This is a genomic window from Lutibacter citreus (assembly GCF_003260195.1).
In the GTDB taxonomy this organism is placed as follows: domain Bacteria; phylum Bacteroidota; class Bacteroidia; order Flavobacteriales; family Flavobacteriaceae; genus Lutibacter; species Lutibacter citreus.
The window spans coordinates 25519-38703 of record NZ_QEIH01000001.1; the positions used below are offsets into that span (position 1 = coordinate 25519).

Here is a 13185-nt window from a genome sequence, read left to right on the forward strand (position 1 = left end):
AAATTTTGAAAAAAATCATTTTTGTTTCAGTTTTTTTATGTTTCACCTTTTTTATAAAAGCTCAAGGAAAGGGAGGGGTTTATAGTCGTTTGCAATATATAAGTTTTCTTAAAGACTGTTTAAAGGGAGAAAATGAAAACCCCCAGATTGCGAAAGAATTTAATCAACAGTCAAAATTATATTGGAAAAAAAACAAGTTAGAATATAACCAGAATCCAACCAAATTCAAGAAGGAAATTTCTCTTTATTATAAAAATAAGGATAAATTTAAGAGAAATAATTCAAGAGATTTAAACAGGTATAAAAAAACATTAGAGAATTTTCAACGTTTTGATAATCGGAATACGCTTGCAAATAATCCTGTGCTTTTTATAGGTAGTTCTAGTATTGCTGGTTGGGAAACTTCAAAATCATTTCCTAATTTACCAGTAATTAATCGTGGAATTGGCGGTATAAGTCTTTCTGAAATTACTTATTATTATAATGATATTGTAAAAAAATATGCACCAAAAATTTTAGTTATTTATTGTGATATTGATGTTGAAATTGGAAAATCGCCTGCTGTTGCTGTCAATGCTTTTAAAGTATTAGTTAATAAAGTTAAAATAGATTTTCCTAAAACTCAGGTTATAATTCTTCCTATGAAACCAACTTTAATTGATGATTTTATAGGGGAAGATATCCGCAAGAATAAGAATGTCTCAAATGAAGACCTTACTGAATATTGTAAAGGTGAGAAGAATGTACATTTTGTTGATATTACTCCTCCTATGTTAAAGCCTAATGGTAGTTTGCTTTCAGAGATTTTCCTAGATGATGGTATGCATTTAAATAAATCAGGATATGATCTTTGGGACCCAATAGTTAGAGAGAAAATAAAGAGTCTTTTAATTTATAGACCTGAATAACCAGAAGGAACTGAAAATTTTCTACAATCCCTTAATTTGTTGGGGTCGCTCAGTCTGCTGTGCTATGTTCACAATGAAAGATTGTTATTCTGAGCGAAAGCAAAGAAATCCATATGTTACTTAATGCAAGATTATTAAATTCCATTTCCTTTAAGAATAATGGAGTTTTTATAACTAAATTGGTTTTATCAAAAAAATAGGCTTTCTAAAAAATTTAAATTTTCGTCTACTTGAACTTGTTTGCTTATTCTCTTCTTATTTTATAAAAAGAAATTTGTAAGTTTTCAAGTTTAGCGTCTCATAATTATTGATTTTAAGTAATATGATATTGTGAATCAAGTTCATAATGAGGAGTTTCAATAGTTTTAAAACAACTTAATTCTTTTAAGATTCGTAGCAACGAACTTCAAATAATTTAATGTTTTCAGCTCCGTAAGTTTCTTTCAATTTTAATCTTATTGCTGTAGTTTTTATTTGCTCAAAATTGAATTTAATTAATCTAGTTTGGTTATTGTTAAGTTCACCAATATTTACCCATTCTCCTTTAACTCTAGCCTGAACTTCCATCGATTTTAGTAATTCCTTCGGAATAATACTCGTGTGTTTTTCATTTTCAGGACTTAGTTTATGCATAAAAATGGTTTTGTGTAGGTTTGTGTCACACTTTACTTCAACCTTTGAAAGCAAAATAGGTTTTTTCCATTCTAATTGTAATTCGGCATTTAAACCATCGGCTTGCCAATGATTAATATTTCCATCAATATCTCTAGAAATACCATTTATTAAGTTTTTAGTATCTCCAGATTTAGTTGAGGAACCAAAAATTAAACTAGCTTGTTTTGCTAAATCATTTTTATCATTTGCAGGTCTAAAAGGTATGTAAGCGTCGTCTCTTAATAATTGCTCTTGAAGATCTTTAATGTAGTTTTTACCTAATTCTCTTGGGTTAATATTTTTTTGAACACATAAACTAGCCGCAGTTCCGGTTGCTTGCCCCATTAAAGCGCAAGTAGCCATAACTCTAGATGATGATAGTGCAATATGAGTTTGACTTATGTTTCTACCAGAAAACTGTAAGTTTGAAATGTTTTTTGAGTATAAACTTCTATATGGAATTTCATAAACCTTTTTAAAGTGATAATGGAAATAACTTCCTGGAACTTTTAAGTTTTCAATTCCACCTTCGCCGTGTTCATCAATAGACCATCCACCATAAGCAACACCATCGTTAAAATGTTTATGCTCTGTTAAATCTTTTTCTGACAGGATGTAATCTCCCATAAAACGTCTAGATTCTCTTCGACCAGGAATGGCTCCAACCCAATCCAGCGCTAAATTCTCCGAATCTGGAAACTTACCAGAGTTTTTAATATAATCCCAAACGCCATACATATAACCCATTAATTTATGTCTGTTGGTTTCATATTCGGCAATTATATCGTTTTGGCTGCCAACTTCACACCACCAAATTCCACCTACATAAGGTACAACTTTACGTTTGTAGGCATTGTCTCCATCGTATTTTAGTGTGTAAGAAGGTGCTGTAAAAGGCATTGGTTTACCCATATCTTTTGTTGAAAATAGAATGGTTGCACCCATTTGCCAACCATCTGCTACTTTTGGTGCGTATTGCTCATTAAATTCTGAAGAAGCTTCTCTTCCGGTTCTAAAAATAGCGCCTGCAGAAGCCGCTAACATTCCATCTCCAGAACAATCAATAAATTGGGCTGCGTTTACTGTAAATTCTGTTTCAGTTGTAGCTTGCCAACAGCGTGCCGAAATAATTTTATCACCAACCATATTTGCTTCAATGGCTTGTGTGTTTAGCATTAAATCAAGATTTTCAACTTTATACACATAGTCGTATAAAACGTGGTCCCAAACAGGGAAGGATTGTTGCTGATTTTGAAATCTGTTTAACAATAACAATTCTTCAATTACACCAGTTTCTCTTTCTGGAAGGTTATTAGGCTTTAAATGCCCAACACCATTTACATGCACACGAACTTCACTGGAACTATTACCACCCAAAACTGAACGGTCTTGAACCAACACCGTTTTAGCTCCATTTCTTGCAGCAGAAACCGCAGCACAAATTCCTGCTAATCCAGCTCCTAAAACAGCCACATCATAAGAAACTGTTTTTTTTCTGTTTGGAATTTCTTTTTTCCCAGCTCCTTGGGCTTCCCATTGATCAACAATAATTTTTTTTATATCATCAGTTCTTTGAGCAAAAATACCTCCAGTAACTGGAATTAAACTTGCTGCAATTGCTCCTTTCGTTCCTTTTTTAAAAAAATCTCTCCGTTTCATATTAATGCTTTATTTTGGAATAGGTTTACTTTAATAATTTATCTAGTTGTTTTTCTAGTTTCTTTTTGCGCTTTTTGAATTGAGGTTTGTAAGCTAAATTTGTCCATTCATATTTGTCATTTGTGTGGTTGTATAATTCTTCTTTTCCATTAACATAGCGTATGTATCTATAATTTTTTGAACGAACTGAATAACTTTGTTGATTTGGTTCATTACTTTTAGGATTCCCTCGTACTACGGTTAAAGCAACTTTTGGTCCTTTCCATTTTCCATTTTTAGGATTTGCTAAAAAAGGTTTCATACTAAAACCACTTAATAAGGCTCCATTATTATTTTTTAAATTACTCGCCTTAATATTACATAAGTCTACAATTGTAGGATAAACATCTATTAATGAAACTGGATGATTTACTTTTTTTCCTGCATTATTTTTGAATTCAGGAGAGTGAACAAGCATTGGAATACGGGTGGTTTCTTCCCATAAATTATTCTTATAAATAAAATCTTTCTCTCCATGATTATAACCATGGTCACTTACTAAAATAACAATGGTATTGTCATTTAACTTGCTGTTTTTCAAAGCGGTCATTACTTTGCCTACTTGTTCGTCTGCAAAACTTACACAAGCTAAATATGCTTGAAGATATGTACGTAAACCATCATCAAAATTTGTATATGAAGCTTTTAATTCTTCATAATGTTTTGCCCAAGGAGGTGTCCATCTGAAAGTTGATCTATAAAAAGTATCTTCAATGTCATTTTTCTTAATTTTTGGCAACTGTAAAGTTTCCAAAGGATACAAATCAAAATATTTTTGAGGAGCAACCAAAGGTGTGTGTGGACGTACAAAACCAACTGCTAAAAAGAAAGGTTTAGAGTTGTTATTTTCTATCTCTGAAATCTTATTAACTGCCCAATTTGCACTTATTTCATCGTTCAATAAATCACGATTTTCATCATTTACATAATTAAAAGGTTTTCTATTCTTAACATTGTACCAGCCTTTATATCCTTTTGTGTTTTTTGAAGCAGGTACATTTGGTATGTCGGCTAAAGAACTATATAAACCATCATTTTTATTTTGGTAATATTCTTTTGGAACAGAAGGGTGTCTTGCGGCTTTTTTACCGTCAAAAGCATAAGGGCCAAAATCATTTTCAATACCATATTCGTCCCATTCGCTTTTAATTCTATCATGCATTAATTTTCCAGTTCCAAAGGTTTGATAACCATTGTCACTCATATATTGCATTAGTGTTTTGCTGTTTTTTAAAACATCATTTTGGGACCATTTTGAAAACCAGAAATTTTTTGATTTATGAGGGTAAACACCGGTTAACATACTTGCTCTTGATGGTGCGCAAATAGGAGCGTTGGTGTGTGCATTGGTGAAAATAACACTTTCTAAAGCTAAAGCATCCATATTTGGAGTTTTAGCTTGTGGATGTCCGCCTAAAAAGCCGACATAATCATTTAAATCATCAAGCATTATAAGTAAAACATTCGGTTGTTTTTTACTTTGTGCTATTGTATTATTTGATGAAATAAAACATACTACAACGGTAACAATTAATAGTTTTATTAGGTGGTTTTTTATCATTTTAACTTTATTTTATTTGTGTGCTTTTTTCCATTCTTTATTAAAAAGAGTTACTAATTTATTAGTAATTTTTGGGCTTACATTTGCAATATTTTTAGTTTCTGTGGGGTCTTTTTTATGGTTGTACAATTCAATGTAAAGAGGTTTTTTCTTAAAGTCTCTGCGGTCTTTCCATAAAATAAGTCTGTAAGTTTTAGTCCGCATTGCATAACCCATTAAATAATTTTCAAACAAATCTCTATCCCATTTTTCTTTTTGCTGAAGCTTAATTTTACCTTCAACCTCTTTTAATAGAGGTCCAAAATAAGTTTCGCGCATTGCAGGTCTAATTGGGAAAGCTCCCCATTCTCTTAAAGCAGGTGAAGGAAACTGGCTAAATACGGCTTTCTTCCATTTTTTAGATGGTTTGTTAAGTAGCGGTTTAAAACTTTTTCCTTCCAAGTTTGTTGGAATATCTAAACCAGATAGGTCGGCTAATGTTGGATAAATATCTACCAATTCAACTAAAGCATTTGTAATTTTTCCTCTGTTTTTTTCTAGCATATCAGGAGTGTAAATCATCATAGGTACTCGTGTAGCAATTTCATAATTTGTTGCCTTTCCCCAAATACCCATTTCACCTAAATGCCAACCATGATCTCCCCAAAGAATAATAATGGTGTTATCTTTAATTCCAGCTTCTTCAATGGTATTTAAAACTTTACCAATTTGTGCATCTACATAACTTACACAAGCTAAATATGCATGTTTTAAAGTTGTTGAAAGTTCTTTATTGAATTTTCCACTTTTTGGAATTCCACTTCTAACTCTTAATTCAAATGAAGGGTGAATTCCCATTTCAGCACCTAAATCTGGAGCGTTTGTTTGAGTTGTTAATTTAATATCTTTTTCATTATATAAATCCCAATATTTTTTTGGAGCAACCCAATTTAAATGTGGTTTGTGAAAACCCAATCCTAAAAAGAATGGTTTGCCATCTTCCTTTACCAAATCTTTTATTGTTTGAATAGCCAAATCTGTATTCATTCCATCACTATAAGTATTGTCTGGAACGTCTGCACATTCATAGGCTGGTCCCATTGCTAAACCATATTTTGCAACTTTACCATATTTTGCAAACATTTTTTTTCGAGTTTCTGTTTTAATTTTATTGTTTTCAGGTAGTGCAAAACCAACTGGTTTTTTATCACTTTTAAGTTGAGGTCTTGACCAAGAAATTTCATCTTCATCTCCGTGATGAAATATTTTCCCATAATAAATAGATTGGTAACCATTTGAAACAAAATGTTGGGCAATTGTTTTTACATTAGGATTCTGGTCTCTAAAACGAATGTAATTATGAATTACACCACTAGTTGAAGGTCTAATTCCGGTCATTAAACTTGCACGTGATGGACCACAAATTGCCTGCTGACAATATGCTCTGTTAAATAATAAACCTTCACTAGCTAATTTATCCATATTTGGAGTGACTGCTATTTCAGATCCATAACAACCTAATTCAGGCCGTAAATCATCTATGGCAATAAATAAAATATTTGGTTTTTTTTGAGCTTCAACTGTGCCAATTATACTTAATAGAATTATAAATAAGAGTTTTTTCATTATTGAAATCTTGTGTAATATGATTCATCTAATTTACCTAAAAATCAGGATTTAGAGTTTTTTTAGTGCTTACAAAAACTTAACATTTGTATATTTTCTGTTATTATAATACTTAACCGTTGAAATAATTGTATTTTTATGTTTGTTGATTAAAAATTTAATAATGAGATTGTTAAATATGTTGAGTGATTTGAAATATTCGGTATTGTTGGTTTTACTGATTAACATGTTATTTGTTGAGTGCTTACAAGCTCAAAATTTTAAATCATATAGTTATGAAGGATTAATAGATGGTGAAATTTCAATTGATTCTGTTGAGTTTAAATTAAACGAGCTTTATAAAACGGCTGAATTAAAAAGAGATACTACTAATATTATTAAAAGTTTAATTTCATTAAGTGCCTATTATAGAAAGCAACAAGATTTTAGTAAATCATTTAATAAAACGGGAGATGCATTATTTCTTTCCGAAGAATTTGGAGATCCGTTATTAATTGCAAAAAGTTATGAGGAATTTGGTGTTTTAAATTACTTATTTAAGCAAGATAATGATTTAGGTGAGGCTTTTGGGAAGTCACATTCGTTATATAAAGAATTATATAAGAGTAAATCTATTTCAATAGAACAACTTTATAGGTCTTATTATAATATGGTTTTGTATTACCAGCGGATCATGGATTTGGAAAATTTAAAATCTTATATAGATAGTTGTAACACAATTACTAAAAATAAAGTATTGAAAAATGATTCTAGAATTTTCTTAAAGGAGAAAGAATCATTTTATCAGCGATATAATGGAAATACAAAAATGGCTATAAGCTTATTAAAAGAAACGGCTTTAGAACTTGAAAATATTAAAGTTAAAAATGAAGAAACTGCAAATAAAAAAAGTTTTTTAATAATTGTTTATGCTGTGTTAGGCAATGTTTATAGATCTGAAAAGGATTTAAAAACAGCAAGAATGTATTACGAAAAATCGTTAAATATTAAAGATGTTAGTGGAGAACTTACTTTCTATAAGGCTTATATTTATGAGAAATATGCAAATTTGCTCAGTAAAATGGGAGATGATAAATTGGCGTATGAAAATTTGGCTAAAGCGAAAGAAATTAACGATACGTATTTAAATACAAGAACAGATAAGAATCGTGGTTTTATAGTAGTAAATAATTTTTATAAAAATCAGTTAGTTAAAAAGAATAATGAGTTGGCTACAAATAGTTTAATGCTAGCAGAGAAAAAGCAAGAAGTATTAAGGTTTAGAATTTTATTTTTTATCACATTGTCCACTTTAATATTTGCTGGATTAATAATTTGGAATAGAATTAAGCACATTAAATATCAAAAAAAGCAGCAGAATTCAAGGGAGGTTTTGGATCATAAAAACAAAGAGCTAACGGCTAATATGTTGAAGCTAATTGAAAGAGATCAAATTATTAAAAAGCTGAAAGAGCATATTGAGGAAAAAGATTCGAGTAAATCAACTAAAACATTGTTGAAATCTATAGAACTTAATTCAGGGAATTTATGGGATGAATTTAATTATAGATTCACCTCTTTAAATGAAGATTTTTATATAAGATTAAAAGAGAAGGTAACTAATTTAAGTGCTGCAGATTTAAAAATTTGTGCACTTATAAAATTAAATTTCACAGGAAAAGAGATGGCTTACTTACTTGGAATATCAGTTGGGAGTATCCACGTTGCTCGGCATAGATTAAGACAAAAAATGAAGCTAGATCGTAATGTAAATCTAACTTCATTTATAAATTCAATATAAAAATATTTTTATTTTTTTTGCCAAACACGAACGTATTCAACTTCAAAATCAACAATTCCATCAGTATTTTTATCAATAGGACTATTGGCTTCTAAATCTTCTAAACTATCTGGTATTCCGTGCCAAGGAAACGTTTCTTGGTCTAACCATAATTTAATTGGTTTAGTAACTACATAGTTTTCATTTGCTCCGTTTCCACCGCCATTGTTAGTATCATTATAAGTGTTTATTGTTTCTTTAGAAACATCTCTTAATAACTCACCATCAATATAAATTTTCACACCATTAGCACTCCAGTCAAATCCGTAGACATGAAAATCATCAGCAACTCTAAATCCTAAGTCTTGATGTTCAGTGTATGTAGGTTTTCCTCCACCGGTTGAAGACCAATCGTGGATGGACCACCAAAGTTCTTTTTCTTTCTCTTTTTTAGAAGTTTGTTTGTGATTTCCAAACATTTCAAAAAAATCAAATTCTGTGTTGTTTCCTGTTGCCCAAAATGAACTAGTAACTTCTGCATCTGCAGCTTTTGATTTAATTTCTAAATAACCGTAAACAAATTCACTTTTTGTAATTATGGCTGCTGTTGTTATATTTTCATAAGGGTCACCATTTTTACCCTGAGTTGGATTAAAATTATAATCAGGTTCCCAACGTGTTTCTAATTTCAGCATTCCATCTTCTAATCGTACATTTTCTGTTGAAAATTGTGATGGAGCTCTTCCTTTAAAATTAGATTGAAAAACACCATTTCTACCTTGAATTAACCATTTGTTTTCATCCAATGTATTGCCATCAAATTCATCGCTTATAGTTTCTAATAACTCCCAATTTTCTGAGTTTGTTTGATCTGAAAACGGATAATTTGCATTAGGTTCCGGGTTTGGATCAGGTGTTGGATCTGGCGTTACAATTGGGTCAGGATCAGGTATTGGATCTTCATCATTTGAATTACAAGAGTATACGAATGCTAAGGTTAATAAAAATATAAAAAATGTGTTTTTATTCATATTGTTATTTTACTTGAGCTAAATTACCTTTCCATCCTTTGTTAAATTGAACTAGAAGCTCTTTAACTAATTCTGGATTTTCGTCAGCAATGTTTACAGTTTCGTTTGGGTCGTTTTTATGATCATATAATTCAAAAAATACTGGCTCAGCTTTTGGATCTCTATAATCTCTCCAAACCATAAATCTATATTGTTCAGTTCTCATAGTGTAACCCATTAAGTAATTTTCAAATAATTCTCTATCCCATTTTTCACCTTGTTGTTTGATAATTTTACCTTCAACTTCTTCAATTAATGGTCCAAAATAAGTTTCACGCATTCCTTTAGAAAGTGGGTTTGCTGCCCATTCTCTTAAAGCAGGTGTTGGAAACTGTGTAAATGCTGCTTTTTTCCATTCTCTATTAGGCTTTTCTAATAAAGGTTTAAAACTTTGCCCTTCTATATGCTTTGGAAATTCAATACCTGCTAAATCACATAGAGTAGGGTACATATCTACTAATTCTACTAAAGCATTGGTTTTTTTACCTCTACTTCCTTTTGGCATATCAGGTGTCCAAATTATTAGTGGTACACGAGCAGAAATTTCATAATTAGTTGCTTTACCCCAAATTCCCATTTCACCTAGATGCCATCCGTGATCTGTCCATAGAATAATAATAGTATTATCACGTACACCAGCTTCTTCAAGAGCATTAATCATTTTACCAATTTGTGCATCAACATAGCTTACACAAGCTAAATAACCATGCTTTAAAGTAATTGCTAATGAATCTGGAATAGTTCCTTTTTTGGGAATGCCGTATCTAGCACGTAATTCAAATGAAGGATGTAATCCCATAGCTGCTCCGTTTTTTGGAGCCTCAGTTTGAGAGGTTAACTTAATATCTTCACGATTGTATAAATCCCAATATTTTTTTGGTGCAACAAAATTTAGGTGAGGTTTTTTCATTCCCATACCTAAAAAGAATGGCTTGTCTGGATTTTTTTCAAGCATATCTTTTAAAGTTGCAATTGCTAATTCTGCATTGTAACCGTCTTCATAAAAAGTATCTGGAACATCTGCACTTTCATAAGCAGGTCCTTTTCCTAGACCGTTTCTTGGTGCATCTTTACCATACTTGGCAATCATTTCAGCAGTACTTTTTTTAGATAATTTCCTGTTTTCAGGTAAAGCATAGCCTCCATGACCTTTACTTTTTTTAATGGTCATTTTATCATAGGCAGGTTTTCTACTCCAAGATAATTCTCCATCTGCAAAACCAGGTTTATGGTAAATTTTTCCTGTATGAGTAGCCTCATAACCATTGTTTTTGAAATGTTGGGAAAGTGTTATTATATCTGGATTTACATCTCTAAAATAAGTGAAATTTTCTATAACATTGATTGATTCAGGTCGAGCACCTGTCATAATACTAGCTCTTGAAGGGCTACAGATGGCTTGCTGACAATAAGCGTTATCAAATTGTAGGCCTTGACTTGCCAACTTATCAATATTCGGTGATAAAGCTAATTCTGAACCATAACAACCTAATTCTGGCCTTAAATCATCTATTGCTAGAAATAAAATGTTAGGTTTTTTAGTTTTAGTTGGTTTATTATTATCCGCTGGTTTACAACTGAAAACAATTATTAAGAGGAGTACTGGTAAAAGATTTATAAGATTTTTCATTATATCAATTTAATAAATATTTGATATTGGAAAATTATAAATACTTATCTTTTTTAACTTGCTATATTTTACCTTTAAATATTACCTGTTTATCTGTTTTTCAATTTATAACAAATAGGCGTAAAATTAGAATGTTATTTTTAGGGTGTGGGCGTAATGTCCTATTTTGTTTTTTGGAAAAATTATTTGTAATTCTTCATTGTTTTGTATCCATTTCATTGCTTTTTTGTAACCAATTAATTCAATGTTTTTGATAATTCCATTTTTCACATTTAAACTTTTAATAGTAACAGTTTTATCATTTTTTGGCCAATCCATTACAAAAGCATAAACAGTAGATCCTTTTTTTACAAATCTAATATCTTGACTTGTATAGGGAGATTTTTTGTCATGTCTTCCAATTACACTTGAACCTTCACCAGCAACAATCCAAGGGCGTGTAGCATAAATGGCCTCTCTATTTATTTTAAACCATTTTCCAACGTTTTTTAAGATAGAAATTGTTTCGTCATCCAAAGTTCCATCAGCTCTAATAGGTACATTAAGTAACATGTTTCCATTTTTACTCACAATGTCAATTATTTTATCAACTACCATTCCAGGTGTCATATATGTTGCTCCTTTTTTGTATCCCCAAGGTCCAATAGAATCGTCAGTCTGCCAAGGTTTTTCTTCAATTGTATTTGATTTAGAACGTTCTCTATCTTCAGATGCAATTTCAAGATTAAATAATCCGGACGGTCTGTTCTTATGAAACAATACACCTTCGGGCCTTGTATTATAATAATGTGCTAATAAATTTAAACCGGTTTGGTAGCTGTCATCTCCATTAAAAGGAATCGCACCATCAAAATACAAATGATCGGGTTCATAATCATCAATTAATTGTTTCAGGCGTTTAAACCAGGAAGTTCGCCATTCTCTTGAAGCTGTTTCTGGAGGATTTAACATTGTTGTTTGTCCGTCATTAGTTGGGTAAAGTCCCATTCCTTCTCCTTTTAAAGCGTCATAAGGAACACCCTTCATTGGTCCTTGTGTATCCGATCCGTTTGATGAATTCATCCAAAAATAACTTCGTGCCAGATGTGTGGTTACACCAAAACGCAAACCTACTTTTGTTATGGCTTCTTTCCAAAGTCCAATTATGTCTTTTTCAGGCCCCATATTTACTGAATTCCATTTGTGGTATTTTGAATTCCATAAATCAAAATTATCATGATGAACTGCGCAAGGAGTAACATATTTAGCTCCTGATTCTTTAAAAAGAGCAACTAATTCATCTGGATTGAAGTTTTCACCTTTCCACATTGGAATGAAATCTTTATATCCAAATTCTGAAGGGTGACCATAATTTTTAAGATGATATTTATAATCATCAGTTCCTTCCCAATACATATACCTTGCATACCAGGCATCTCTTTCCATAACTGAATAAACACCCCAATGCACATAAATTCCAAATTTCGCATCCTGAAACCATTTTGGACATTCATATTGTTTTAAAGACTCTAAAGTTCCAATAAATTTTGGTTTATCTGTAAAATAGTTTTTTACATAACGTGCACTTCTTTTATACCCTAATCCACGTTCGTGATTATAAATATAATCGTTTTCAAAATCCATTAATCGTCTGTTTGCAATAGGTTTTACACCATTTCCAACAGACCACCAACTACCTTGTTCTTCAATATGTCTATAAGTATTATCAATAAAACGATCACCTCCAGGTAAGGCTCCAAAGCCAATTTTATCAATGCCGTTTCCATTGTTTTTCCAACCGGTTTTACTTTTAAGAAATTTACCTGCAGTTTCACTTCCTCCAACAGATTTTAATAAGGTATTCCATTCAGCATCTGTAGCCAAATGCCAACCTTTTGGAGCAGCTTTTAAAGCTGTATTAAAGGAATATAAACGGCCATATTTTTCGCCATTTTCAAATTCCCCTTTATATGTTGAACTTCCTTTTATTTCATAATTAAAATTTTCTGCTAGCCAAGTATGTTCACCTACTTTAATGGTTTTATATATTTGCCCATCTCTGGTATCGGTGAAAGTGTTTTCTTGAGCAACTATATTGTTTTGAAAAATAGAAGTGATACAGATGATTAATAAAGCGTAACATATTTTCTTCATAATTAACGAATGAAATTCTTATTATTGGGCTGATCTAAAATATTTTTATAAACATTTAATCATGTCCATTTAAAATAGCGGTACCATTTAATTAAAGCCTTTTGGCATATGAAAGAACAGCAACTAAGGATATGAAAGATTTTATTTATTGGTATTAATATTAAGAA

General features: G+C 31.2%; 8 protein-coding genes. 2 read left to right on the top strand and 6 right to left on the bottom strand.

Annotated features, from left to right (window positions below):
• The first annotated feature begins 5 nt into the window (after positions 1-5).
• Positions 6-908, top strand: a complete 903-nt coding sequence (locus tag DAD81_RS00085) for a GDSL-type esterase/lipase family protein (RefSeq protein ID WP_111706188.1) — start codon at positions 6-8, stop codon at positions 906-908.
• Positions 909-1292: 384 nt separating this feature from the next.
• Here the strand turns inward: DAD81_RS00085 and DAD81_RS00090 are convergent, their stop codons facing one another.
• The 3 genes from DAD81_RS00090 to DAD81_RS00100 are packed head-to-tail and all read right to left on the bottom strand — an operon-like array spanning position 1293 to position 6426.
• Positions 1293-3221, bottom strand: a complete 1929-nt coding sequence (locus tag DAD81_RS00090; RefSeq protein WP_111706189.1) for an FAD-dependent oxidoreductase — start codon at positions 3219-3221, stop codon at positions 1293-1295.
• Positions 3222-3246: 25 nt separating this feature from the next.
• Complete coding sequence (locus DAD81_RS00095; protein ID WP_111706190.1) at positions 3247-4821, bottom strand: sulfatase; 1575 nt, start codon at positions 4819-4821, stop codon at positions 3247-3249.
• A 12-nt stretch (positions 4822-4833) separates the two neighbouring features.
• Complete coding sequence (locus tag DAD81_RS00100; protein ID WP_111706191.1) at positions 4834-6426, bottom strand: sulfatase; 1593 nt, start codon at positions 6424-6426, stop codon at positions 4834-4836.
• 163 nt (positions 6427-6589) lie between these two features.
• On the opposite strand from DAD81_RS00100, the gene DAD81_RS00105 reads away from it, so the two are divergent.
• The gene (locus tag DAD81_RS00105) at positions 6590-8206 is read left to right on the top strand and encodes a helix-turn-helix transcriptional regulator (protein WP_157961042.1); all 1617 of its coding nucleotides are present in this window, start codon (positions 6590-6592) and stop codon (positions 8204-8206) included.
• Between the two features lie 8 nt (positions 8207-8214).
• On the opposite strand, the gene DAD81_RS00110 is transcribed toward DAD81_RS00105, so the two are convergent.
• The 3 genes from DAD81_RS00110 to DAD81_RS00120 form a co-directional block, all read right to left on the bottom strand.
• A complete protein-coding gene (locus tag DAD81_RS00110; RefSeq protein ID WP_111706193.1) occupies positions 8215-9216 on the bottom strand; it encodes a family 16 glycosylhydrolase in 1002 nt (333 codons plus the stop codon).
• Positions 9217-9220: 4 nt separating this feature from the next.
• On the bottom strand, positions 9221-10885 hold the full coding sequence (locus DAD81_RS00115) for a sulfatase (protein WP_111706194.1): 1665 nt from the start codon (positions 10883-10885) through the stop codon (positions 9221-9223).
• A 126-nt stretch (positions 10886-11011) separates the two neighbouring features.
• Positions 11012-13018 carry an alpha-L-fucosidase gene (locus tag DAD81_RS00120; RefSeq protein ID WP_111706195.1) on the bottom strand — a complete coding sequence of 669 codons (2007 nt, stop codon included), beginning with the start codon at positions 13016-13018 and terminating at the stop codon, positions 11012-11014.
• Between the last annotated feature and the right edge of the window lie 167 nt (positions 13019-13185).